We start from the raw sequence: 22890 nt of genomic DNA, 5'->3' as shown, positions 1-22890 counted from the left end.
AACAGCATCGGGGAAGGTGGGGCGAAATGTCGGGGAAGCGGCGCATTTCTGGCCGGAATGAAAGCAGGACAGGACGAGATGACGAAGACGGTATTTGAGCCTTCGATCAAGTCGCGCCCGGTATATGGGGTGTTGACCCCGCGACCGGGGGCGGCCCATCTGATCGTGGCAGACGGCGAAGGGGCCGAGGCGGTGGCGGCGCTGGTCGCGCAGGCGCCCGACATGCTGGCCCGGACGCATATCATCTACATGCCGGGGCCGATGGGCTGTGATCTGGGCGCCATGGTCGAAGCCCTAGGCGCCGATATCTGCCATCGTGCGCCCAGCTATGGTGCGGCGCAATCGCGGATCGCCAAGGTGCTGGGCGATGCGCATATGGGCCTTCAGGTCTATGCCACCGGCAGCGAAGGGCTGATGGGGCAGGTGATCCGCGATGCGATGGCGGCGGGCCTGCCGCTGGACGCCGTGCAGACCGAACATCGCGGCACCCTGGCCCGGCGGGTGCAGTGCGTGCATTGCAAGGGCATTACCGAAACGGTGACCACCGATCCCTTCACCTGTTCGCATTGCGGGCTGAACCTGTTCGTGCGTGACCATTACTCGCGCCGGATCGCCGCCTTTCAGGGTGTCAATATCGATGCGGAAGACCCTGGTGAGGTTCCGCCTGCTGTGGAGCGGTTCAAATGAGCGTCGGGGCAGCAAAGATTGCAGTCATCGTGACCGAGGTGGTCGAGGTCAACAGCCTGATCAAGCGGTTCCGTTTCGTACGGGCGGATGGCGGGATGATGCCCGGCTTTTCAGGGGGCGCGCATGTGGTGGTGGAAATGGAGGATCACGGCACCCGCCGCCTGAATCCCTATTCGCTGATGTCCGACCCGGCCGATCTGTCGGGCTATGAAATCTCGGTGCGGCGTGATGATGCCGGGCGGGGCGGGTCGCTCTACATGCACCGGCATGTGAAGCCCGGGATGGCGATGCTGATTTCGCCGCCGGTCAACCTGTTCCCGCTGGATTTGCGTGCGAAGAAACACCTGATGATCGCGGGCGGGATCGGGATCACCCCCTTCATGGCACAGATGGCGCAGCTTGATGCGATGGGCGCGCGGTTCGAACTGCATTACGCCGCCCGTGACCGCGCGCTTGGTGCCTATATGGATGACCTGTCAGCCCGTCATGGCGATCGGGTGCATCGCTATTTCGATGCGGAAGGGCAGATGATCGACCTGCAGGCCCTGCTGCGCGGGCAGCCACTGGGCACCCATCTGTATGTCTGTGGGCCCAAGGGCATGATCGGCTGGGTATTGGCCACGGCGGCCGCAATGGGCTGGCCGCAAGGGGCCGTGCATTCCGAGGAGTTTCTGGCCCCGCCCGTGGGCCAGCCCTTTACCGTCGATCTTGCCCTGTCGGGCAAGCGGGTGACGGTGGCGGCGAACCAGTCCCTGCTGGAGGCCATCGAGGCGGCAGGTGTCGACGCCCCCTATCTCTGCCGGGGGGGGGCCTGCGGGCAATGCGAATGCAAGGTCCGACATGTCGATGGCCGGATCGACCACAACGACCATTGGCTGACGACGGATCAGAAGGCCGCCAACAGCCATATCATGCCCTGCGTGTCGCGCTTCGAAGGCGCCGCGCTGGTGATCGAGCTTTAGCGGAGGGTGGAATGAGCCTCGACTTCAAGGACGACTTTTTCAACGACGAGACCTTCTACGGCGATTTCACCTTCCGGAATTCACCCCGGGCGATCCGCCGCTTTCCCTTTCCCTTCGACCGGGACGACTACATGTATTCGGTCAACATGGAGCCGCATGTGCCCGGACGCCCGGGATCTGTGTTCGAACATACCTTTGATGTGGACGAACATTATGTCTCGGAAATGCGCGACCGGGAACGGGTGCTGAAGCAAGATCCGCTGCGCTGCCAAAGCCTGCCGCATATGACGCTGGCAGGATGGGACTTGCTGGAATTGATCATGGAAAGCTTTGCCCGGGATTACCCGCAATGGTTTTCGCTGACGAAGAACGGCAATCACTGGCACTGGATAAACCGCCCGCTGAATATCGACCAGAAGTTCACATTCCTCGATGAAAGCACCCTGCCTTACGGGCCGATGGAATACATTACCCGGCAGGCCCAGGGCGATTTCACCCTGCAGGATCAGCGCGACGGCACGCTGTGGGTCGAGGCCGGGATGGTCACAACCCAGGCCGACTGGTCGCTGGATTTCGACATCGGCATGAGCTTTCACGAATGGCACGCGCCTGTTCCGATGGCGCATGAAACCGGTGTCTTTGACCGGGCGCTGAAATTCCTGCTCAATCTCAAGCACGGGGCACCGGTGCGGCGCTTCAACTGGACCATGACGGTGGACCCGCTTCTGGATACCAGCCCCGAAAACTACCACAAATGGGGGCATACCAAGGCCACGCTGACGCCCGAAAACATCGGGCGGCGCCAGCATCTGCGGGTGGAACTGCAAACGCTGTTCCGTCTGCCGCGGTCAAATGCCATCGCCTTTCCGATCCGCTGCTATCTCTGCGCCTTTCAGGATATCGTGACCCAGCCGAAATGGGGCCGTCGTCTGCACCGGGTGGTGCGCGATCTGCCGGATGCCCTGGCCACCTACAAGGGGTTCATCCGCAACCGCCCGCTGATGGTGGAGTACCTGTCGCAATTCGACGACGGTGCGCCCACCTCGCCGGGCTGGTGGCCCGAGGATTGACGTTCGGGGCGATCAGGGCTGCGGGTAAGAGATGACCGAAAGGTAGCGGGCCGGCAGTTTCAGCAGAACCTCTGGCCCGTGCGGCGCGTCGGCATCGAAGAACAGGCTGTCGCCGGGCTGCATATGGAACAATTGTTCACCATGGCGATACATCACCTCGCCTTCCAGCATGTATAGCAATTCGATCCCGTCATGCTGGAAGGTGGGGAAGGTGTCGGATTCTTCGGTCAGCGTGATCAGATAGGGTTCGACCAGCACACCCGAGGAATTGGAACCGATATGGCCCAGCAGATTGTATTGATGTCCCGCCCGGGTGCCGCGCCGTTCGATCTCGATATGGTTGCCGGCCTTCACATGCTGGACATCACGCCGTTCCTCGAACCGACGGAAAAAGCTGGTGATCGGGGTGGAGAAGGCATGGCTGAGGATCTGCAGCGTCGTGAGCGAGGGCGAAGTGATGCCATTCTCGATCTTCGACAGCATGCCGATGGACAGGCCGGTGACCTGTGCCAGATCGGCCACCGTCATGCCCTGCTGGCGGCGAAAGGCGCGCACCTCGCGGCCAATGGCGGCCTCGAGATTGCGTTCGTTCAATTCGCGGACGCGGTGGGGATCCTGCTCGAAGGCGGGCTTCAGCCGGGCAAGGGCAGTGGACTCGTCAGGGGCATCGGTCATGAAAGGGCCTGTCACGGTTTACGTGGGCGGTTTCCCTATAGTGAAATCTTGCGGGCCGCAAGGCAAGCGCAGCGGCAGGAGGCGCGGAAAGAATGGCACAAGTGACCGAGGCGGCACGTCTGGGCTTTCTGCTGATGGACGGCTTTCCCATGGCCTGCCTGACATCGGCAATCGAACCCCTGCGCGCGGCGAATGAAATCACCGGGCGGCGCGAATTCGCCTGGTCGCTGGTCAGCGAAAGCGGGGCCCCGGTCCGATCTTCGGCCGAAGTACGCTTTGACCCTGATCTTGCGCTGGCCGATGCCACCGGGCTGGATTACCTGATGCTGCTGGCCAGCCCCACCTCGCGCTTCGAGACCCCGCGCAAGGCCAATGGCCAGTTGCGCTGGCTGGATCGGTCGGGTGTGGTTATGGGGGCCTTTTCGGGCGGTATCTTTCCGCTGGCGCGATCAGGGTTGCTGCAGGGCCACCGCTGTTCGGTGCATTGGTGCTATGAGGCGGCCTTCAAGGCCGAATTTCCCGAAGTTGCCGCCAGCCCGAATGTGATCCTGCGCGACCGGCGGCGCTATACGGTTTCGGGGGCGGGGGCAGTGTTCGATCTGATGCTGCGGCTGATCGAGGAACGCCTGGGCCGCGACACGATGACCGAAGTGGCCTGCTGGTTCCAGCATCCGTTCGTGCGCGATGAAGATGCCAGCCAGAAGGTGCCGGTTGCCAAACAGGGCGGCACCGATGACATGCTGCCCGAACCGATCCGCGCCGCGATCCGCATCTTTGCCGACCATATTGAAGACCCGGTGCAGATTGCGGATGTGGCGGCGGCGGTCGATCTGTCTGAGCGGCATCTGGAGCGGCGCTTCAAGGCCGCCACAGGGCAAAGCCCGCTGAAATACTACCGGTTGATGCGGCTGAAAAAGGCGCGTCAGAGGGTGCTCTATTCCAACGACACCATCACCGAGATTGCGCAAAGCGTGGGGTATGCCAGTTCGACACCCATGGCGCGCCACTATGCCGAGGCCTTCGGGGTGAACCCGAACGATGAACGGCGGCGGCTGAACGGGGTGCGCGGCCTGTCCGGCGCCTTGCCGCCGCGCGACTGATCGCGGCGGCAGGGCGGGGCGCTTATCCCTGATGGATCAGGCTGGCAAACAGCCTTGGGTCAAGGCTGGTCTGGGCAAAGGTCGGGCCTTCGGTCAGGATGCTGACCGCATCATGGCTGTGCAGGCTTTCCTGGTGGCTGGCGATGACGCGGAAATCGCCGATGCGCGGATCGCCTTGCAGCCGGGCGCAGAACAGCCGCGCGGCATCCTCGACAAAGATCGGGTTCGCCGCGTTCAGTTCGGCAAATGCCTGCTCATCCTCGCGCTTCACCATGACCTGGGTTTCGGTCGGCACCGCCGAGCGGCACAGTTCGATCAGGTCTTCAAACCACAGGCAGCGGCCCGGGTTCACCACCACGGAAATCCGGGCCACCGACCGCTGCGAATGCGGCGTGGCCAACTGGCCGCGGGTACGGCGGGCATGTTCGCTCAGTTCCAGCGAACAGGGGCAGGTACTGGAATAGACGTAATCCAGATGGATCACCTTGGTCCGCTGGCCGCCCCGGTCCACCAGTTCCAGCGCAATGTCATAGTATTGCCAGCCCGACAGGCCAGACCGCAGGCTGCCCACCTTCATCGGGAAGGACAGGCGCATCTGGATGCGGGCGTCAAAACTTTCGAGATCGCGCTTGTAATCTTCCAGCGCGCGTTCGATCACTTTGAAGCTGAAGCTTTCTTCGGCATGGGCATAGAACGACCGCATGATGCGGCTCATGTTGATGCCCTTCTTGTCGGCCTCAAGGCTGACTGTGCCGGTCACGCTGGTCTCCAGCACCACCTCGGCGCCATTGCGGCTACGAAAGCGGATCGGCAGGCGGAAATTCGAAATGCCCACATGCTGAATTTGCTGCCGGGCGCCCCGGATCAGGCTGGCGGGGCCGTTTTGCAGATCGGGCAGACCGGCCTTGTAGGCGGCATCAACAGTGAAATCCTGCGGGTAGTCTCTGCTCAGTTCCGGGTAGCCATCCGCCAGAAAGGCCCGTGCCGCCGGTTCGATCGCCGCAATTTCTGCATCCGACGCCTTGCCTGCCCATTGCCGCAACAGTCGTGCTGCCGCTTCCGCTTCCTCGCGGCTCGGCTTCCGGTCGATTTCCGGCGTATGGATGTTCATTCGCGCGTCCCCCGTGCTTGATGCCATGGTCGCTGGTGCATCATATGGGGCATTTGCGCCCCTTATTCTACCCATGCCGCTGTTCTACGGATCAATTCCGACACCGGATCACTGAATTTACCTCCAATTCTTGACAAGGCGACGAAGGAATGCGCTCCTCCATGGGTTGAATGTGCAAGGATGACAAGAAGATGGTGGAACTTGTTCTTTATGGTCACCCCGACTCGGGCCATGCCTGCAAGGTGGCCTTGGCCCTGCGGTTGTCGGGGTTGGCGCATCGCTGCATCTGGGTCGATATCTGGGCTGATCCGGCGAGTCGTCCTGCGGAATTCCTCGCGGCCTCTCCCTTTGCCGAAGTGCCATGTCTGATGATCGATGGGGTGGCGCATGTGCAATCCGGAGCGATCCTTCTGGATCTGGCCAGCCGCTTTGGCCTGCTGGGGGGCGAGACGCCGGAAGGTCTGCGGCGGGGCCGCGAATTGCTGATGTGGGAGGCCAATCGCATCGGCATGTGCCTGCCGCAGCTGAAAGAGGCGCGTCGGGTTCAGGGCAAGGGCTTTCCCCCCGGTGCGGTCGAATGGCTGACCCTGCGCTATCAGGCCGATTGTGCCCGCTTTGCCATCCTGCTGGCGGAAGGGCCATTCTTCCATGGCGCGCAGCCCGGCATCGGCGATTGCGCGATCTGGGGGTATACCCAATGGCTGGACGCGGCAGGCGTCGCGCCGACCCCGGTGATGGCAGGCTGGCTGGCCCGGATGCGCGCCCTACCACAGATGGCCACGCCTGCCGCGATGTTCCCGCAGAGTTGATCCATTGCCGTTTGGGAAAGGGCGGGTCTTGGGGTTGCGTTCTGCAGCCAGACGCCGCTAGGTCAATTCAGGCCGTTACCGCGTTTGGCGGGCAGCCTTTAGCAAGAATTTTTTAGGTGAGTGGAGGCCAGAATGGCAGATTTCACAGGTGAGAATGATCGCGACGATACGCTTTCCGGGGGAAGCTTCGGGACGAGCCCGGTCAATGACCGGCTGTTCGGGCTAAGCGGAAATGACACCTACAGTTTCACCCGGGTTGTCGGGAGTGACCAGATCACCGACACGGCAGGAACCGACCGTATCCTGTTCGACAGCAGCATCAGCCGGGACATGCTGCGTTTCAATACCAGTGGACCGGGTAGCGGCTTTGGCCAGGGCCAGTTGTTCGTCAGCATTGTCGATGAATTTGATAATCTGGTGTCCCAGATCACCGTGCATGATCAGCTTGACGGTTTGGGCGTTGAAAGCATCACTTTTGCGGATGGGTCCAGCATGTCGCTTGGTGGCGTGCTGACCCTGCAGGGCTATGCCGGAGACACCGATCTGATCGGCACCCTGCGCGCCGACCGTTTTCAATCCACCACCCGCAACGAACGCTTTTTCGGGGATCAAGGCGACGACACCTATCTGTTTGCAGCAGATTCCGGTCTCGACTCTGTCACCGACAGCCAGGGCCGTGACCGTATCCAGTTTGACGCATCGGTTACCCGGGATGCGATCCGGCTGAACACCAGCGGCACCGGCACGAGCTTTGGTGTGGGCGATCTGTTCATCAGCGTCGTTGACGAATTCGAGAATGTGATTTCCCAGATCACGGTCAATGATCATCTGGGGGGTAGGGCTGTGGAAACGCTGGCCTTTGCCGATGGCTCCACACTGACGCTGACGGGCGGGCTGACCCTGCAGGGCGCTGTTGGCGACACCGATCTGACCGGCACCTTCTTTGCCGACCGGATGATTTCGACAACCCGCAATGAAACCCTGCGTGGTGATCAAGGGGCCGATACCTATGTCTTTTCCGAAGGCTTCGGGTTTGACCGTGTCACCGATGCGCAGGGCAGTGACCGCATCCTGATCGACGATTCAATCGACCGGGGCGATGTGCGGCTGGTGAGCAACGGCCCGGGAAGCGCCTTTGGCGAAGGTGATCTGTTCATCAATGTGGTCGATGAACTGGAGAATGTGGTCGGCACGATCACGCTGCAGGATCATCTGGACGGGAAGGCCATCGAGACGCTGGAATTTGCCGATGGAAGCCGGATCAACCTGCTGGGCGGTCTGACCATCCGGGGGGCAATCGGCTGGACCGACCTGGCGGGCACGGCCCAGAACGATACGCTTGTGGGGAGTGAACGCAACGAGGTGTTCCGCGGCAATATCGGCAATGACAGCTATCGCTTGGCTGCGGGTTTCGGCACCGACACGATCTTTGATACCGGCGGCACGGACACTGTCGCGATGACCGGGATCAATCCCGGGCGGGTTACGCTTCTGAGGACCAGCACCTTCACCTCGACCCTGACCGTTCAGGTGCAGGATCGGATGGGCAATGTCACCGATACGCTATCCCTGGCCAATTACTTCGCCGAAGGGTCGGGCAAGGTCGAAACGCTGAACATCGGCGGCGCGCGGTTCAACATCGCCGCGCAACTGGCAGGGCCTGTGACTTCGACACGGGCCGACAAGGTCGGGTCGTTCCTCGGCAACACGGTGATCGATGGCAAGGGCGGCAATGACCGGCTGAGCGATCTTTTCGGCAACAATACGCTGTCTGGCGGGGCTGGCAACGATACGCTGTTGGGCGGTGCGGGCAATGACCAGTTGATTGGCGGTCTTGGCGCCGATCGGATGAACGGTGGCGCCGGGGATGACCGGATGGATGGCGGGCGCAGCAATGACGTGCTGACCAGCGGGGCAGGGGCCGATGTGATTGTCTTTGCCACCGGCAGCGGGCGTGACCGGGTGACCGACTTCAGCCTTCGCAATGACACGTTGCTGCTGGATGATGCGCTGTGGACCGGAACCCGCAGCGCCCGGCAGGTGGTGCGCGACTTCGGGCGCGATACCGGGGCGGATGTGGTGCTGGATTTCGGTCGCAAAGGGGCCATTGTGCTGGAAGGGGTGTCATCCCTGGCAGGTCTGGCTGATGTGATCGAGATCATCTGACAGGGAATTCCGGGCTGGCACCCTGGGGTGCTGGCCCGGGCATACCGAAATATTTGATCAAATTCGGGTCAACACCCCGCCGCCGAACTGGACATGCGGCGGCGAACATGGTTCACCTTCGGGCAACCCGATCCTGGAGGCCCCGATGCTTGATTCCGTCACCGACCTGCGCTCGCTTCTGAAAGACCCTTCGCTGCTGGCCACCAAGGCCTATGTCGCGGGCGAATGGATCGATGCCGATGACGGCACCACCTTCGACGTGCGCAACCCCGCGCGGGGCGATGTGATCTGCACCGTGCCCAACCTTGGCCGCGCCGAGACCGCCCGCGCCATTGCCGCTGCACAGGTGGCGCAAAAGGAATGGGCCGCGCGCACCGGCAAGGAACGCGCGCAGATCATGCGCAAATGGTTCGATCTGATGATGGCCAACCAGGATGATCTGGGCGCGATCCTGACGGCTGAAATGGGCAAGCCCCTGGCCGAAGCGAAGGGCGAAATCGCCTATGGTGCCAGCTTCATCGAATGGTTCGGCGAAGAGGCGAAGCGCGTCTATGGCGAAACCATTCCGGGCCATCTGCGCGACAAGCGCATCACCGTGCTGAAACAGCCGATCGGGGTGGTGGCCTCCATCACGCCGTGGAACTTCCCCAATGCGATGATCACCCGCAAATGCGCCCCGGCGATTGCCGTGGGCTGTGCTTTTGTCGGCCGTCCGGCGGCGGAAACCCCGCTTTCGGCGCTGGCTCTGGCTGTGCTGGGCGAACGCGCGGGCCTGCCCAAGGGGCTGTTCTCGATCATCACCTCGGCCCGGTCGTCGGATATCGGCAAGGAATTCTGCGAAAACCCGATCGTGCGCAAGCTGACCTTCACCGGTTCGACCGAAGTGGGCCGCATCCTGCTGCGTCAGGCGGCGGATCAGGTGATGAAATGCAGCATGGAACTGGGCGGCAATGCGCCCTTCATCGTGTTTGACGATGCCGATCTGGATGCGGCGGTCGAAGGCGCGATGATGTCGAAGTTCCGCAACAACGGCCAGACCTGCGTCTGCGCCAACCGGATCTATGTGCAGGCCGGCGTCTATGACACCTTCGCCGCCAAACTGGCTGCGGCCGTGGCCAAGCTGAATGTGGGCGACGGGCTGAAAGCGGGCGTGACCACTGGCCCGCTGGTGAACATGGCTGCCGTCGAGAAGGTCGAAGAACATATTCAGGACGCGCTGGCCAAGGGCGGTTCGATTGTCACGGGCGGCAAGCGGCATGATCTGGGCGGGTCGTTCTTTGAACCGACGGTGGTGGCGGGCGTTACCGATGAAATGTTGGTGACGAACGAGGAAACCTTCGGCCCGCTGGCCCCGCTGTTCCGCTTCGAGACCGAAGAAGAGGTGGTCGAGAAGGCCAATGCGACGATCTTCGGCCTTGCCTCCTACTTCTATTCTCGCGACATCGGCCGCATCACCCGCGTTCAGGAAGCGCTGGAATATGGCATTGTCGGGGTGAATACCGGCATCATTTCCACCGAAGTCGCGCCATTTGGCGGGGTGAAACAGTCGGGTCTGGGGCGTGAGGGCAGCCGTCACGGCATGGAAGATTATCTGGAGATGAAATACATCTGCCTGAGCTTCTGAGGGCCAGGGAAGCTGGGGGCTCTGCCCCCACTGCCCCTTCCCCCGAGGATATCTGCACCAAGATGAAGGGCAGGGCTGCGATGGCCTTGCCCTTTGGTCGATCTAGGCGTCAGCCTCCGCTGCTGGGGCGGGTAGCGGATTTGCCAAAGCCGCCGCGTTCTGCGACAGCGGCGCGGGTCATCGGGGGCAGGCCCTTGGTGGTAGGGGCCTTGGCGAAGGCCTGAACCGGCATCTTGCCCGCCCCGTTCAGATTGCCGATGGCCGTGCCGCCGGGGGTAGCAAAGCCACCGCCCGCCCGCCCCATCAGCGGCTGTGCCACCGGGCGGCCCCCGCCGAGCGCGCTGCCGATCAGATAGCCCATCAACAATGGCATGAAGATCGATCCGCCGCCGCTGCTGCCCGATACGCTGTCAGTGCCACAGGCCCCTTGCCCATGCTGTTCTTCGCAGATGTCCTTGCTGGCATAGCGCGGGGCGGTTTCATCATGCAGGGCCTGTGCCGTGGTAAAACTGTCGCGGCAATCTGCCTCGGTGAACCAGCCATCCGCCTTGGCTGCGGCAAGGCAGCTGTCCAGCGTATCGAAGCTGGCGGCGTCGGTCGCCTCTTCCTGACAGGCCGAAAGGCCGAAGGCAGCAGCGCCCAGAAGCGCAAGCGGGACAAGGCGGGAACGTTTCATGGCACGGGTTACCCTTCGATGAAATGCGGCTTGAAGCGCGACAGGTCTTGCGTGATGCGGCTGGCATCTTCGCGCAGACCCATGCCGACGCAGGTTTCCCCCACGATCCAGGCGCCGATCACCGGATGGGCGCCGCCCATGTCGGGCAGGGGGGCATAGGCCTGCAGGATGCGCGGATGATGATCATATTCGCTGTTGGCCGAGCGTTCCAGAACCTGCCCGCCCAGCATGATCCGCACGCCCGCCCCTTCGCGCGAAAAGATCGGCTTTTCGACATGGCCGTTGCCAAGTGCCTGTGCCGCCTCCGGCGCAAGGCCTGCCGCCACATCCTCGGCAAAGAAGGCGGGCAGCAGATTGGGATGGCGGGGGAAGAATTTCCACAGCATTGGCAGGATCGCCTTGTTGGACAGCAGCGCCTTCCAGGGCGGTTCGACAAAGCGGCAGCCCGAACTGCCCAGATGGGCCGCGAAATCATCGGCAAACAGGTCTTCCCAGGGGTAGAGCTTGAACAGCGCGCCGATCACCCGGTCTTCGCCATCGGCAAACTGTCCGGTCGCGGTCAGGCCGATACGCTCCAGATCGGTGTAATGCGCGCCCAAGCCTGCCTCGCGCGCGGCCCAGGCCATGGCCTCGACCGTGGCGTAATCTTCGGGATTGCCCGCAATGGCCGCGAAATGCACATCTGTTTCGGGCGCAAAGATCGCGGCAAAGCGTTCGACCAGCGCCTCGTGGATGCGGTTGAACTGATCGCTGTCCGCGCGCAGCACCCGTGCGGCCTGCTGATCTTCAAGCCACAGCCATTGGAAGGCGGCGGATTCGTATAGCGAGGTTGGCGTATCCGCGTTGTATTCCAGCAGTTTCGCGGGGCCTGCACCATCATAGGCCAGATCCATCCGGCCATACAGTTCGGGTTCGGCCGAAGCCCAGCTGGCCGCGATGTAATCCCAATGCGCCCGGGGCAGGCCCATGCGGGCCATCAGCGTCTCATCGGCAAGGATCCGGCCCACCGCCTCGCGGCAGAGCGCATGAAGTTCGGTGGCCGGGTCTTCGATATCCTGTTCGACCTGCGCCAGCGTGAATCGATAGGCCGAGCTTTCATCCCAATAGGGTTCGCCATGCATGTCGGCAAAGGTGAAGCCCAGATCGGCCGCCTTGGCGCGCCAATCGGGACGTTCGGGCAAACTGATCCGTTGCAACCGGCATCCTCCAAAGGTTGAAGGACATATCTGCACTGGCAGTGGTCCGCGCAAGGGGCTTTTGCGGTGGCCTGCCAAGGATTGCGCCACAGGTTGCGTCACAGCTACTGTGGCAGACATGGATACGGATGATGAAACCCTGGCTTTGGCCGCCGCAGGCGGTGACCGTGCCGCCTTCGCGGCGCTGGTGAACCGGCATTACGATCGCATCTATGGCTTGGGCTGGCGGCTGACCGGTTCGGCGGCGGATGCGCAGGATCTGGCGCAGGAAATATGCGCGGCTTTGCCTGCCAAGCTGCGTGGCTGGCGGGCCGAGGCAAAGTTCACCACCTGGCTTTATCGGGTGGTGGTGAATGCGGCGGCGGATATGCGACGGCGCGGGGCAACGCGGGCGCGTGCTGCGGATGGCTGGGGCGATTGGGAAATCTCGCGCCAGGAAATGATCGCGGAAGAGCGGGAAAGACTGGCCTGGCTGGAAGGCGCGATGGCCAGGCTGAGCCCCGAGCTGCGCGAAACCGTGGCGCTGGTTCTGGGCGAAGAGATGACCCAAGCCGAGGCGGCGCAGGTTCTGGGTCTGTCAGAAGGCACGGTGGCCTGGCGCATGTCGGAAGTGAAGAAGCGGCTGCGCCGCATTGCGGAAGGGGAGGCAGCGGAATGACCGATGAGCTGGACATGCTCAAGGCAGCATTGCGGGGCGGTCTGCCGCCCGCGCAGGATGCGGCCCGGCTGGCGGCCTTGTCGGCGGCGCTGGATAATTTCGACCAGCTCCAAGAAAACGAGCCCGCGCCGCGTTCCAGTCAGGTCCATCCCCGAAAGGCGGGATGGCTGACCGGAGCAAAAGCCATGATGACCCGACTTTCCTCCGCCAGGATACTGGCGGCAACGACCTCGGCTGCCGCGCTTGCGGTGGCGCTGGTGGCGGTGGCCCCTGCCTTGCGGCAGGATGCGCCGCTGTCGCCGCCGCTGCCCTCGCTGCCTAGGTCCGAACCTGTGGCCGCGCAAACCCCTGATCCTGCCCCCGCGCCCATGGCGGCGCAGGCCCCGGCCGCAGCCCCCGCAAAGCCGGCCGAAGCCCTGTCGGACATGGCGATGGAAGAGCCGATGGCAGCCGAAGAACCGATGGTTCTGATGGAGCAGGCGCCCGCCTTTGCCGAACCGATGGCACGCCGGGCGGCGCTGCCCCAGACCGAAGCGGCGGCGCCAGAGATGGCCGATACCGAAAGCTTCGCCAATGCCCCGGCCAATCCGGTGCGTCTGGTGCAAGAAGACCCGGTATCCACCTTCTCGGTCGATGTGGATACGGCGGCCTATAGCCTGATCCGCCGCTTTCTGCAGGCAGGCGAATGGCCCGACCCTGCGGCAGTGCGGATCGAGGAGATGGTAAACTATTTCCCCTATGCCTATCCGCAGCCCACCGGCAGCGATCCGTTTCGCGCCGATGTCACGGTTTTTCCGACGCCGTGGAACGACGGCACCCGGCTGGTGCGCATCGGGCTGCAGGGCCGCCTTCCAGAGGTGGCGGACCGCCCGCCGCTGAACCTTGTGTTCCTTGTGGATACGTCAGGCAGCATGGATGCGCCGGACAAGCTGCCGCTGCTGAAACAGGCGCTGCGTCTGGTGCTGCCGCAGTTGCGCGCAGGCGATCAGGTCGCGCTGGTGGCCTATGCCGGTTCGGCAGGCGTGGTGCTGGAGCCGACAGCGGCCAGCGAGACCGCTGCAATTTCCGCAGCACTGGACCGGCTGGCGGCTGGTGGCGGCACGGCAGGGGCCGAAGGGCTGACGCTGGCCTATCAGCAGGCCGCGCTGATGGCCGCCCCCGGTGAGGTCAGCCGGGTTCTGCTGGCCACCGACGGGGATTTCAATCTGGGTATCAGCGATCCTGCAGAACTGGAAACCTTCATTGCGCGTCAGCGCGAAGGGGGTACCTATCTGTCGGTTCTGGGTTTCGGGCGCGGCAATCTGGATGATGCCACCATGCAGGCGCTGGCACAGGCCGGAAATGGCATGGCGTCCTATATCGATACGGCGCAAGAGGCGCGTAAGGTGCTGGTGGATCAATTGTCCGGCGCGTTGTTCCCGCTGGCCGATGATGTGAAGCTGCAGGTGGAATGGAACCCGGCCAAGGTGGCTGAGTATCGGCTGATCGGCTATGAAACCCGGGCGCTTGCACGCGAGGATTTCAACAATGATCGCGTTGATGCGGGGGAAATCGGGGCGGGCCATCAGGTCACGGCGCTGTATGAAATCACTCCGCAGGGCAGCGCGGCGCGGCTGACCGATCCGCTGCGCTATGGGGCGGCCCCCGAAGGTCAGGTGCCAGCGGACGCGTCGGATGAACTGGGGTTCCTGAAACTGCGCTGGAAAGCGCCGGGTCAGGCTGACAGCCAGCTGATTGCCACCCCGATCCTGGACGGAACGGCAGCCCCCGACGCCGAGGCGCGCTTTGCTGCCGCCATCGCGGGCTTTGGCCAGTTGCTGACCGGCGGGCAATATCTGAATGGCTGGGGCTGGGATCAGGCCATCGCCCTGGCCGAAGGCGCGCGGGGGGATGATCCCTTCGGCTATCGGGTCGAAGCGGTGAACCTGATGCGTCTGGCGGCCAGCCTGCCGCGTTGAGCTGTCGGGCAAGAATGCCAAAAGGCCCGGTCAAGTGACCGGGCCTTGCGATCATTTTGCCGGGGATCAGTTCACGGCGGCGGCATCCACCACATCGGCGGCGACAGGGGCGCTGCTGGCGATGGCGATGCGGCGAGGCTTCAGGGCCTCGGGCATTTCGCGCACCAGATCGACATGCAGCATGCCATGTTCATGGGTGGCCCCGGTCACACGGACATGATCGGCCAGCGCGAAGCGGCGTTCAAACGCCCGGGTGGCGATGCCACGATGCAGATAGGTGCGGGGCGTTTCCTCGGCCGTCTTGCGGGCCGAAACCACCAACGCGCCGTCTTTCACCTCGACCCCCAGATCTTCGGGGGTGAAACCGGCGACGGCGATCGAGATGCGATAGGCATTCTCGTCGGTCTTTTCGATGTTGTAGGGCGGATAGGTCGGCTGGGCCACATCGGCGGCCAGCACCCGGTCCATCAGATCGGCGATGCGGTCAAAGCCAACGGTGGCACGATAGAGCGGGGCAAGATCGAAATTGCGCATGGTCATCCTCTGCAAGCGATGCGTTTGCGTGGGCCCCCCCTTGCGGGGCTGGCGGAATACCGGGCCCGTCATGGCACCCGGCAGGGATGATCTGGGGAATGTGGCGCGGTGTTTCAAGAGGGGGCCCCGCGCAGAAAATCTGCATGATTGCAGGCCCCCTTCGGCGCTGGGGCCTGCAGTCCGATGGTCAGGCCTGTGCCAATGCCTGTTGCAGGTCAGCGATCAGGTCACCCGCATCTTCCAGCCCGACCGACAGCCGGATCAGGCCCGGGGTGATGCCAAGCGCGGCCTTCTGTTCCTCTGGCAGGCGCTGATGTGTGGTGGTGGCCGGGTGGGTGGCGATGGATTTCGCATCGCCCAGATTGTTGGAAATCTTGATGATCTCCAGCGCGTTCAGCACCCGGAATGCGGCATCCTTGCCGCCCTTCACCTCGAAGGCCACCATGGTGCCGCCCGATCCCATCTGCGCCATCGCCAGATCATGCTGCGGATGATCGACCAGCCCGGGGAAGATCACCCGGCCCAACCGCGTATCGCCCTGCAGGGCGCTTGCCACCTTGAGCGCGCTGTCGGCCATGGCCCGGCAGCGCAGGTCCAGCGTCGCCATGCCGTTCAGCATGATCCAGGCGGTAAACGGGCTCATCGAACCGCCGGTATGCTTCATGTAGGGTTCCAGCACCTTGCGGGTGAAATCGCGGCTGGCGCAGACCACGCCACCCAGGGCGCGGCCCTGTCCGTCGATGTGCTTGGTGGTGGAGTAGACGACAACATCGGCGCCCAGATCGACGGCGCGGCTGAAGATCGGGGTGGAAAAGACATTGTCCACGATCACCAGCGCACCGGCAGCATGGGCGATTTCGGCCACACCACGGATATCGACCAGTTCCAGCGTCGGGTTCGACATGCTCTCGAAGAACACCGCCTTGGTCACGCCCGGTCGCACTGCCGCGCGCCATTGATCCAGATCGGCACCATCGACAAAGGTCACCTCGACGCCGTAACGCCCAAGGATTTCTTCAAGGATGTACAGGCACGATCCGAACAGCGCCCGGGCCGACACGACATGATCGCCAGCCCGCAGCATCGACACCAGCGCACCATTCACCGCCGCCATGCCGCTGGCGGTGGCGAAGGCGTCTTCGGTGCCTTCCAACGCTGCGATGCGTTCTTCGAACATCCGGGTCGTGGGGTTGCCATAGCGGGCATAGATGAATTCATCCTCGCCGGTTTTGACGAACCGCGCCTCGGCGGATTCTGCGGTGGGATAGACAAAGCCCTGGGTCAGGAAGATCGCCTCTGCCATTTCGCCATATTGGCTGCGGCGGCTGCCCTCATGCACCAGTGTCGTGCGTGTCTTCCAATCCTTGCTCATCCCACAGCCCCCTTCGGCCCATGAAAAAACCCCGAAGACCACAGGCTTCGGGGCGCATCCCTCACCTTTTAGCGGCTTGTTTAACGTGGCCCGCAATCCGGTCTCAAAGCGCCACAGGTGCCCATACGCCGCGCGGGCGGCAAGGTCAACCACTACCCCAGCAGCCAGCCGGGAGGCAGATCAGGCTGGAGCCTTTGTGGTGTCCATGGCAGGATGGACCCATGATTACCGAGATTGGCACCTATTTCCGTGACGGTTGCGGCCGCTGTGCGCGCTTTGCGACGCCTGATTGTGCCGCGCGGTTTTGGGCTGACGGGCTGGCCGCGCTGCGTGCCCTGTGCCTGGGGGCCGGGTTGGACGAGCAGGTGAAATGGGGCCACCCCTGTTACATGCATGCAGGGCGCAACATCGCAGTGCTGGGGGCGTTCCGATCCGATTTCAGGATCACGTTTCAGGATGCGGCCTTGCTATCCGATCCGCAGGGGCTGTTGCAGCGGCAGGGGCCGAACACCCGCCATCCCGACATGCTGCAATTTAGGGATGCCGCTCAGGTGGCGGACCGGGCAGGGCTGATCCGTGATCTGCTGGCGCAGGCGATGCAGAATGCGCGGGCGGGTCTGCGGCCACCGTCCCGCGAAACGCCCACCGAAATCCCGACCGAGTTGCAGCAGGCCATGTCTGCCGATCCTGATCTGGCTGCGGCTTTCGCCGCCCTGACGCCGGGCCGTCAGCGCAGCCATGCGTTGCAGATTTCCGGGGCCAAGACAGCTGCGACCCGGCTGAACCGGATCGCGCGCTTGCGACCGCTGATCCTTGCCGGGCGCGATGCGCTTGGGCGGTGATCAGCCGTTCGAATGCATCCGTTCGATATAGGCGCGCATTTCCTCGGCCTCGTGGCGGGCATCGCGCAGACCTTCCATCGCGGCGCGCAATTCCGCCTCGGTCTGGGCCAGCTGGTTGCTCAGCTCTGCCTCGCGCTGTTCGATATAGAGGATGGCCTGATCGCGCATTTCCTCGGCCTCGTGCAGCGATTGTGCCAACCGCTCCACCTCGCCCATATCGGCGGCAGAAACGCGGCGGAAGCGGTGAACCAGCCAATTGGCAAACCAGCCCAGCGTGAAGGCCAGCATGAGGACAATGGCCGTGGCGATGACGAATTCGTTGCGGTTCATGGGTCTGTCCTGGGCTGTGCGTCAGTTGCGCTTGGGGCGCGGCTTGGGGCGCAAGGTCATCTTTTGCGGGGCGATCGAAGGGCTGTCATCGACCGGTGCGGCGGCGGCACCTGCTGCCGGGGCCTCTGCATCTTCGGCGGGCGTTTCTGTGGGGCTCGGGGCAGGGGCACCGATCAGGGTGAATTCGATCCGCCGGTTGGCCTCGCGTCCTTCATCGGTGCCGTTGTCGGCGACGGGCGCCCCTTCGCCATAGCCTTTGGCCAGGATACCGCCCACCGGCGCCCCGCGCCCTTGCAGAGACAGAAGCACCGCTTCGGCCCGGGCCTGGCTGAGCGCGAGATTGCCTTCGGTCGAACCCTGCGCATCGGTATGGCCCGCGATTTCCAGCTTCAGCGCCGGGCAGGATTTCAGCACATCGGTCAGCGCCACCATGGTGGCATTGGCGTCAGATGTGATTTCGGCTGAACCGGGGGCGAAGGTGATCTTCGATTTTGCAACGATGGCATTCAGATCGGCCACACATTCCTGCGGCGAGGGCAGGGCGGCAAAGGGATCAAACGCCTCGTCATAGCGGATATCGACCTTGAAGGGCTGGCCCTGGCCCAGCTTGTCCGACAGGATCTGCGCAACCCGCGCCCGCCCGTCCTGCCGCCCGGTGATGCCTGACACACTCACCGTATCGGCCCGCACCGTCAGCGCGCCATGATGCAGGATCGACAGCGCCTCCAGCCCGGCCAACACCCGCACGGCCCAACCATCCGGCAGCTCTTCGTCAAACCGGGTGGCCGTATAAACCTTGTCCGCGCCAAAGCGGGCGCGGGCGAAACTGTCCACCGCAGATTTCAGCAGATCGTCGGTCACGCGGCCACGCAATTCGGCACGGCCATCTTCGGCCAGCGTGGCGGTGAACTCGGCGGGGCCCGCCTGCGCGGCATCGGTGCTGGGGCGCGAGGATTTGAGCGAGAAGGTCGCGGGCAGCGCCGTCTGCAATTCGCCCACCACCCGGTCAAACAGCGCCTGTGATACGCCAGCCTCAGCCTGCAGCGTGACATCTGCATCAGAGAATGTGATCGACCCGCCGCCCAGAGTATTGATCGCCGTGATCCCGGCCACTGTGGCATCGGCCCAGCTTGGCGTTGGGGTGCCCATGCCGACGGTGCAGATCACGGATCCCTGCACACCCGCCGCGGCACCTGCCTGCAGAATGCGGTCGCGCGCTGCATCGGTATCGGCCGAGCAGGCATCAAACCGCGCGCCATTTGCATCTTTCAGGAAGCGCAGCGTGAAAGGGGTCAGCACCGGGCGCGGGGCCGAAATGGAGATTTCGGTCGCCAGTCCCGGCGGTTTCAGCTTGGCAATCTCGCCCTCCAGCCGCCGCTTCTGGGCGTCGCTGTCGGAAATCGCGGTGATTGCCACTTTGTCAGCCGATACCGAAATCTTGGCGCGGGGCAACAGTTTCAGCGCCGCCGTCGCAAATTCCAAAGCGGCCTCCCATCCTTCGGGGGCAGGATAGGCGGCGGTTTCCAGCATGTCGGACACCGGAACCGACCCGGCAATCGCCGCGATTTCGGCCGCCAGCGCCTTGTCGGGCTCGGGCGGGGCTGGGGCATTGGGATCCGTGACAACAGCGGCAGGCAGCAGGCCGATCAGCGATACACCATCGGGATAGCGCAGCATTTCGACCGAAAACCGTGGCGCTTCGATGGCCTTCACCGGGGCCACCTCCATCCGGTCGCGCACGCGCGCCGCGTCAATCACGCTGCCCGCAAGATTGACCACGCGAAAGCGCGCCGCCTCGTTCGGGGCTGTGCCATACAGCCGCAATTGCAGCCCGGTGGCCCGGATAGAAGGCCATGTGATCCCCTCGGCCAGAAGGCGCGAACGCACCAGTGCCTCGGATCGGTTTTCGATCACCATGGCGGCGGTCCAGGCCACCACAATCGACGCGACCGCGCCGCCCAGAAAGGCGGTGGTGGTCAGCATGGAGGACGGGATTCGCATATGGTACGGCCCTGGTAATCTTAACGGCTGGTCTTCCCTACGCCGGGAAGGCGCCCCGGATCAATCAAACCAGTGCGGCACCGGCAAGAAACAGCGCAAGGATCAATCCCGCGTCGCGGTTCGAGCGGAACAATTTCAGGCAGTTGTCCGTATTGGTTGTATCAAGCTGCCCCAGTTGCCAGCGCAGATGCAGGCCGAAGGCCCAGACCCCGCTCAGGGCAATCCCGAGTGGCAGGATCGGCCCCCGCACTAGCGCCAGCACGGCGGCCAGCATGGCCAGCAGCACCGAAATCACCAGAAAGCGCCCCAGCCAGACCCCGGTTTGCGCATCGCCAAACAGTCTTGCGGTGGATTTTACCCCGATCAGCGCATCGTCTTCCTTGTCCTGATGGGCATAGATCGTGTCGTAAAACAGCGTCCAGGCAATGCCCGACAGCCAAAGCACCACCGGGGCCGCGCTCAGGCTGCCGTCATGCGCCGCCCAGGCGACCAGTGCCCCCCAGTTGAAGGCCAGCCCCAGAAAGGCCTGGGGCCACCAGGTAAACCGCTTGGCAAAGGGGTAGATGGCCACCAGCGCCAGCGATCCGATACCAAGGCCGATGGCCATGGGCGGGAAGGTGAACAGGATCGCCGCGCCAATGGCGCATTGCACCGCCATCCAGATCACCGCCTGCCGCAGGCTGACCTGCCCCGAAGGGATCGGGCGAGACCGGGTACGCGCGACTGCGGCATCAAAATCGCGGTCGGTGATGTCATTCCAGGTGCAGCCCGCGCCGCGCATGATCGCGGCGCCCAGCGTGCAGCCCAGAAAGATCCACAGATCATACCAGCCCAGGCCCGCCGGATCGGCGGCTGCGGCCAGAAACAGCCCCCAATAGCAGGGCAGCAGCAAAAGCCAGGTGCCAATCGGCCGGTCTGCCCGGCTCAGGCGCAGATAGGGCCGGGTGCGTGCAGGGGCATGGCGATCCACCCAGTTGCCGGGCGGGGCATCGGCGACGATGCGGTCTGGCTCTGGCGTTTCGCCGCGCTCGGTCATAGTCTGGCCCCATCATGCAGGATGCGAAAATCAGGCTCTATGTAGACCAGCCGCTTGGCCCGGGGCAATCGGTTGCCCTGAACGAGGATCAGTCGATGTATCTTTTCGCCGTCATGCGGCGGCAAGAGGGCGACGCGGTTTTGCTGTTCAACGGTCGGGATGGCGAATTCCGCGCCCATGTGGCGCAGGCGCACAAGCGTCGGGGCGTGCTGGTCTGCGACCATCAGACCCGGCTCTTGCAGGTGCCGCCTGATCTGTGGCTGCTGTTTGCCCCGGTGAAGAAGGCGGAAACCGTGTTCATCGTGGAAAAGGCGGTTGAACTGGGCGCTGCGCGGCTATGCCCGGTGCAGACCGATTATACCAATGCTGACCGGCTGAACCGCGACCGGATGCAGGCCAATGCGCGCGAGGCGGCGGAACAATGCGGGGCGACCCATTTGCCGCCGGTCGATGATCTGCGCCCACTGGACCGGGTGCTGGATACCTGGCCGGAAGATCGCCGCCTGTTGTGGTGCAACGAGGCCGAGGCCGGTCTGGCCACCGCGCTGTCCGGGCAGCCGGGCGGGCCATGGGCCATCCTGATCGGGCCGGAAGGCGGGTTTTCCGGGCGTGAACGTGACCGGCTGGCCGCGCTGCCGCAGGTGGTGCAGGCCAGTCTGGGCCCCCGCATCCTGCGCGCCGAAACGGCCGCCATCGCCGCGCTGACCCTGTGGCAGGCCGCCCTTGGGGATTGGACCAGCCCTGCGGAGTCGAGCCATGCGGGATGATTACCGCGCCTGGCTGGAGGCCGAGCAATATTCCGAGAACACCCGCGCCACCCAGATGGCACAATTGCGCAAGATCGAACGCGCCTATGGCGAAACGCTGGATGCCATCGTCGCGCGTGGCGGTTTGCCCGATCTGATCCGTGATCTGACCTATTCCAGCGCCGATGAACGTCTTGGCAAGCCGAACCCCTCACGGCTTGAAATCGGCGGCAGCCTGTTCAAGGGGCTGATGTCTGCCAAAAGCGCCGCCACTCTTTACGCGCGCTTTCTCGGAGCAATGGGCGACGATGGCCCGCCTCAGGGGCTGGCAAGCGCCGAAGGTGCGGCCACGCCCGAAGGTCAGCGCCTGTCGCTCGAACGCGATCTGCAACAGGCACTGCGCGAGGATATCGCCGCGCTGGAACCCGGGCTTGTCATCATTGATGGTGGGGTGGAACGTGCCGTCGCCTCGGGCTTCATCGACATTCTGGCCCGTGATGCGGTGGGCAGTCTGGTCGTCATCGAGCTGAAGGCGGGCAAAACCGATGCGCGCGTGATCGGGCAGGTGCTGGGCTATATGGGTGACATTATGGACGAAGAAGAAGTCACCGCGCTGCGGGGCATCATCATCGCCCATGATTTCGACCAGCGCAGCCGATCTGCCGCGCGGGCGATCCCCAATCTGTCATTGATCCGTTACGCGATCAGTTTCAGCTTCCACCCGGAAAGCTAGGAGATGGCGATGATCCGACCCGAGGCGCGGGCGCTGCTGGCCCGCTGGGGCGAAACCGGTTTTGCGTTGGCCGTCCTGGTCGCTGGCCTTTGGCTGGGGCTGCGCGGCGGCTGGATCTTGCTGCCGCTTGGCATCGCACTGGCGCTGCTTGGGGCGGGCCTGGCGCTGATTGCCCTGCGTCGGCTGCGCTTTGCCACGGCAATCCAGGATCAGCCGGGGCTGGTCGAGGTTGACGAACAGCAACTGGCCTATCTGGGGCCGACCGGCGGCGGATATGTCTCGCTCGACGATCTGATCGAATTGCGGTTGCTCAGCCGTGGCGGGCAACGCTTCTGGCGGCTGAAACAGGCCGATGGGCAGGCGCTGCTGGTGCCGGTGGCGGCCAATGGCGCAGACCGGCTGTTTGATGCCTTTGCGGCCTTGCCGGGGTTGGATGCGGCGGGCCTGATTGCCGCGCTGCACCCGCCTCCGGGCGGACCCGGCCTTGCCCCGCGCGAGGAACTGGGCCCGATCCTCTGGCGCAGGCGTGATCGCGCCGCCGTGAAACCTGCCTTGACTTGACCGCCGCCGCGCGGCACCTCTGGGCGCCCTGAGCCCACGCATA

General features: G+C 63.9%; 22 protein-coding genes and 1 riboswitch. Of the genes, 13 read left to right on the top strand and 9 right to left on the bottom strand.

Going from position 1 to position 22890, the window contains the following annotated elements; translation table 11 throughout:
- The first annotated feature begins 78 nt into the window (after nt 1-78).
- The 3 genes from V6590_RS13445 to V6590_RS13435 are packed head-to-tail and all read left to right on the top strand — an operon-like array spanning nt 79 to nt 2719.
- Nucleotides 79-687, top strand: coding sequence for a dimethylamine monooxygenase subunit DmmA family protein (locus V6590_RS13445; protein ID WP_335423926.1), 609 nt, complete (start codon nt 79-81; stop codon nt 685-687).
- Nucleotides 684-1649 carry a PDR/VanB family oxidoreductase gene (locus V6590_RS13440; RefSeq protein WP_335423923.1) on the top strand — a complete coding sequence of 322 codons (966 nt, stop codon included), beginning with the start codon at nt 684-686 and terminating at the stop codon, nt 1647-1649. Before V6590_RS13445 ends, V6590_RS13440 begins: the two co-directional genes overlap by 4 nt.
- 11 nt (nt 1650-1660) lie before the next feature.
- Nucleotides 1661-2719 carry a heme-dependent oxidative N-demethylase family protein gene (locus V6590_RS13435; RefSeq protein ID WP_335423921.1) on the top strand — a complete coding sequence of 353 codons (1059 nt, stop codon included), beginning with the start codon at nt 1661-1663 and terminating at the stop codon, nt 2717-2719.
- A gap of 12 nt (nt 2720-2731) precedes the next feature.
- Here V6590_RS13435 and V6590_RS13430 read toward each other — a convergent pair whose 3' ends face one another.
- Nucleotides 2732-3394: a helix-turn-helix domain-containing protein gene (locus V6590_RS13430; RefSeq protein ID WP_335423919.1), complete on the bottom strand. Its 663-nt coding sequence runs from the start codon at nt 3392-3394 to the stop codon at nt 2732-2734.
- Between the two features lie 92 nt (nt 3395-3486).
- On the opposite strand from V6590_RS13430, the gene V6590_RS13425 reads away from it, so the two are divergent.
- Complete coding sequence (locus V6590_RS13425; protein ID WP_335423917.1) at nt 3487-4494, top strand: GlxA family transcriptional regulator; 1008 nt, start codon at nt 3487-3489, stop codon at nt 4492-4494.
- 22 nt (nt 4495-4516) lie between these two features.
- Here the strand turns inward: V6590_RS13425 and folE2 are convergent, their stop codons facing one another.
- Entirely contained in the window at nt 4517-5605 is a 1089-nt protein-coding gene (folE2, locus tag V6590_RS13420) for a GTP cyclohydrolase FolE2 (RefSeq protein ID WP_335423914.1), read from the bottom strand.
- A gap of 191 nt (nt 5606-5796) precedes the next feature.
- Between folE2 and V6590_RS13415 the strand changes: the two genes are divergently transcribed.
- The 3 genes from V6590_RS13415 (at nt 5797) to V6590_RS13405 (ending at nt 10204) form a co-directional block, all read left to right on the top strand.
- Nucleotides 5797-6414 carry a glutathione S-transferase family protein gene (locus V6590_RS13415; RefSeq protein ID WP_335423912.1) on the top strand — a complete coding sequence of 206 codons (618 nt, stop codon included), beginning with the start codon at nt 5797-5799 and terminating at the stop codon, nt 6412-6414.
- A 132-nt stretch (nt 6415-6546) separates the two neighbouring features.
- Nucleotides 6547-8580: a calcium-binding protein gene (locus V6590_RS13410; RefSeq protein WP_335423911.1), complete on the top strand. Its 2034-nt coding sequence runs from the start codon at nt 6547-6549 to the stop codon at nt 8578-8580.
- 145 nt (nt 8581-8725) lie between these two features.
- Complete coding sequence (locus V6590_RS13405) at nt 8726-10204, top strand: NAD-dependent succinate-semialdehyde dehydrogenase (protein ID WP_335423909.1); 1479 nt, start codon at nt 8726-8728, stop codon at nt 10202-10204.
- Nucleotides 10205-10313: 109 nt separating this feature from the next.
- Here the strand turns inward: V6590_RS13405 and V6590_RS13400 are convergent, their stop codons facing one another.
- Together V6590_RS13400 and V6590_RS13395 are read right to left on the bottom strand one after the other, a co-directional pair.
- The gene (locus V6590_RS13400; RefSeq protein WP_335423907.1) at nt 10314-10880 is read right to left on the bottom strand and encodes a DUF1190 domain-containing protein; all 567 of its coding nucleotides are present in this window, start codon (nt 10878-10880) and stop codon (nt 10314-10316) included.
- A gap of 8 nt (nt 10881-10888) precedes the next feature.
- Nucleotides 10889-12076: a glutathionylspermidine synthase family protein gene (locus tag V6590_RS13395; protein WP_335423904.1), complete on the bottom strand. Its 1188-nt coding sequence runs from the start codon at nt 12074-12076 to the stop codon at nt 10889-10891.
- A gap of 118 nt (nt 12077-12194) precedes the next feature.
- On the opposite strand from V6590_RS13395, the gene V6590_RS13390 reads away from it, so the two are divergent.
- Nucleotides 12195-12734, top strand: a complete 540-nt coding sequence (locus tag V6590_RS13390; protein WP_335423903.1) for an RNA polymerase sigma factor — start codon at nt 12195-12197, stop codon at nt 12732-12734.
- Nucleotides 12735-12748: 14 nt separating this feature from the next.
- A complete protein-coding gene (locus V6590_RS13385) occupies nt 12749-14692 on the top strand; it encodes a vWA domain-containing protein (RefSeq protein WP_434063264.1) in 1944 nt (647 codons plus the stop codon).
- 66 nt (nt 14693-14758) lie between these two features.
- Here the strand turns inward: V6590_RS13385 and V6590_RS13380 are convergent, their stop codons facing one another.
- Nucleotides 14759-15226, bottom strand: coding sequence for an Hsp20 family protein (locus V6590_RS13380; RefSeq protein ID WP_335423899.1), 468 nt, complete (start codon nt 15224-15226; stop codon nt 14759-14761).
- A 187-nt stretch (nt 15227-15413) separates the two neighbouring features.
- Nucleotides 15414-16598 carry an O-succinylhomoserine sulfhydrylase gene (gene metZ, locus V6590_RS13375; RefSeq protein ID WP_335423897.1) on the bottom strand — a complete coding sequence of 395 codons (1185 nt, stop codon included), beginning with the start codon at nt 16596-16598 and terminating at the stop codon, nt 15414-15416.
- 48 nt (nt 16599-16646) lie between these two features.
- Nucleotides 16647-16723: riboswitch (SAM riboswitch) on the bottom strand.
- A 96-nt stretch (nt 16724-16819) separates the two neighbouring features.
- Between metZ and V6590_RS13370 the strand changes: the two genes are divergently transcribed.
- Complete coding sequence (locus V6590_RS13370) at nt 16820-17440, top strand: YdeI/OmpD-associated family protein (protein WP_335423895.1); 621 nt, start codon at nt 16820-16822, stop codon at nt 17438-17440.
- Here the strand turns inward: V6590_RS13370 and V6590_RS13365 are convergent, their stop codons facing one another.
- From V6590_RS13365 to ubiA, 3 genes are all read right to left on the bottom strand, one after another.
- Nucleotides 17441-17770 (bottom strand): hypothetical protein, encoded by a 330-nt coding sequence (locus V6590_RS13365; protein WP_335423893.1) that lies wholly within the window; start codon nt 17768-17770, stop codon nt 17441-17443. It abuts the gene before it with no gap.
- Nucleotides 17771-17791: 21 nt separating this feature from the next.
- On the bottom strand, nt 17792-19753 hold the full coding sequence (locus V6590_RS13360) for an OmpA family protein (protein WP_335423892.1): 1962 nt from the start codon (nt 19751-19753) through the stop codon (nt 17792-17794).
- Between the two features lie 82 nt (nt 19754-19835).
- Nucleotides 19836-20807, bottom strand: coding sequence for a 4-hydroxybenzoate octaprenyltransferase (gene ubiA, locus V6590_RS13355; protein WP_335423890.1), 972 nt, complete (start codon nt 20805-20807; stop codon nt 19836-19838).
- A gap of 14 nt (nt 20808-20821) precedes the next feature.
- On the opposite strand from ubiA, the gene V6590_RS13350 reads away from it, so the two are divergent.
- Genes V6590_RS13350 through V6590_RS13340 form a run of 3 tightly spaced genes read left to right on the top strand, consistent with a single transcriptional unit; the run spans nt 20822 to nt 22847 of the window.
- Nucleotides 20822-21574 carry a 16S rRNA (uracil(1498)-N(3))-methyltransferase gene (locus V6590_RS13350; protein ID WP_335423888.1) on the top strand — a complete coding sequence of 251 codons (753 nt, stop codon included), beginning with the start codon at nt 20822-20824 and terminating at the stop codon, nt 21572-21574.
- A complete protein-coding gene (locus V6590_RS13345; RefSeq protein ID WP_335423886.1) occupies nt 21564-22286 on the top strand; it encodes an endonuclease NucS domain-containing protein in 723 nt (240 codons plus the stop codon). The genes V6590_RS13350 and V6590_RS13345 overlap by 11 nt, the downstream gene beginning before the upstream one ends.
- A gap of 9 nt (nt 22287-22295) precedes the next feature.
- Entirely contained in the window at nt 22296-22847 is a 552-nt protein-coding gene (locus tag V6590_RS13340) for a hypothetical protein (RefSeq protein ID WP_335423884.1), read from the top strand.
- The last annotated feature ends 43 nt before the right edge of the window (nt 22848-22890 follow it).

It is taken from the genome of Gemmobacter denitrificans, assembly GCF_036964905.1.
GTDB classification, from domain to species: domain Bacteria; phylum Pseudomonadota; class Alphaproteobacteria; order Rhodobacterales; family Rhodobacteraceae; genus Gemmobacter; species Gemmobacter denitrificans.
Note: the sequence above shows the minus strand (reverse complement) of the source record. Positions and strands in the feature narration are given on the sequence as shown.

What these genes read in the sequence shown, in the direction of transcription:
- V6590_RS13380 (WP_335423899.1), bottom strand. Translation starts at nt 15,226, where the DNA reads ATGCGCAATTTCGATCTTGCCCCGCTCTATCGTGCCACCGTTGGCTTT.
- V6590_RS13435 (WP_335423921.1), top strand. Translation starts at nt 1,661, where the DNA reads ATGAGCCTCGACTTCAAGGACGACTTTTTCAACGACGAGACCTTCTAC.
- V6590_RS13405 (WP_335423909.1), top strand. Translation starts at nt 8,726, where the DNA reads ATGCTTGATTCCGTCACCGACCTGCGCTCGCTTCTGAAAGACCCTTCG.
- folE2 (WP_335423914.1), bottom strand. Translation starts at nt 5,605, where the DNA reads ATGAACATCCATACGCCGGAAATCGACCGGAAGCCGAGCCGCGAGGAA.
- V6590_RS13340 (WP_335423884.1), top strand. Translation starts at nt 22,296, where the DNA reads ATGATCCGACCCGAGGCGCGGGCGCTGCTGGCCCGCTGGGGCGAAACC.
- V6590_RS13415 (WP_335423912.1), top strand. Translation starts at nt 5,797, where the DNA reads ATGGTGGAACTTGTTCTTTATGGTCACCCCGACTCGGGCCATGCCTGC.
- V6590_RS13400 (WP_335423907.1), bottom strand. Translation starts at nt 10,880, where the DNA reads ATGAAACGTTCCCGCCTTGTCCCGCTTGCGCTTCTGGGCGCTGCTGCC.
- V6590_RS13410 (WP_335423911.1), top strand. Translation starts at nt 6,547, where the DNA reads ATGGCAGATTTCACAGGTGAGAATGATCGCGACGATACGCTTTCCGGG.
- metZ (WP_335423897.1), bottom strand. Translation starts at nt 16,598, where the DNA reads ATGAGCAAGGATTGGAAGACACGCACGACACTGGTGCATGAGGGCAGC.
- V6590_RS13425 (WP_335423917.1), top strand. Translation starts at nt 3,487, where the DNA reads ATGGCACAAGTGACCGAGGCGGCACGTCTGGGCTTTCTGCTGATGGAC.
- V6590_RS13345 (WP_335423886.1), top strand. Translation starts at nt 21,564, where the DNA reads ATGCGGGATGATTACCGCGCCTGGCTGGAGGCCGAGCAATATTCCGAG.
- V6590_RS13440 (WP_335423923.1), top strand. Translation starts at nt 684, where the DNA reads ATGAGCGTCGGGGCAGCAAAGATTGCAGTCATCGTGACCGAGGTGGTC.
- V6590_RS13365 (WP_335423893.1), bottom strand. Translation starts at nt 17,770, where the DNA reads ATGAACCGCAACGAATTCGTCATCGCCACGGCCATTGTCCTCATGCTG.
- ubiA (WP_335423890.1), bottom strand. Translation starts at nt 20,807, where the DNA reads ATGACCGAGCGCGGCGAAACGCCAGAGCCAGACCGCATCGTCGCCGAT.
- V6590_RS13360 (WP_335423892.1), bottom strand. Translation starts at nt 19,753, where the DNA reads ATGCTGACCACCACCGCCTTTCTGGGCGGCGCGGTCGCGTCGATTGTG.
- V6590_RS13385 (WP_434063264.1), top strand. Translation starts at nt 12,749, where the DNA reads ATGCTCAAGGCAGCATTGCGGGGCGGTCTGCCGCCCGCGCAGGATGCG.
- V6590_RS13445 (WP_335423926.1), top strand. Translation starts at nt 79, where the DNA reads ATGACGAAGACGGTATTTGAGCCTTCGATCAAGTCGCGCCCGGTATAT.
- V6590_RS13390 (WP_335423903.1), top strand. Translation starts at nt 12,195, where the DNA reads ATGGATACGGATGATGAAACCCTGGCTTTGGCCGCCGCAGGCGGTGAC.
- V6590_RS13430 (WP_335423919.1), bottom strand. Translation starts at nt 3,394, where the DNA reads ATGACCGATGCCCCTGACGAGTCCACTGCCCTTGCCCGGCTGAAGCCC.
- V6590_RS13350 (WP_335423888.1), top strand. Translation starts at nt 20,822, where the DNA reads ATGCAGGATGCGAAAATCAGGCTCTATGTAGACCAGCCGCTTGGCCCG.
- V6590_RS13370 (WP_335423895.1), top strand. Translation starts at nt 16,820, where the DNA reads ATGATTACCGAGATTGGCACCTATTTCCGTGACGGTTGCGGCCGCTGT.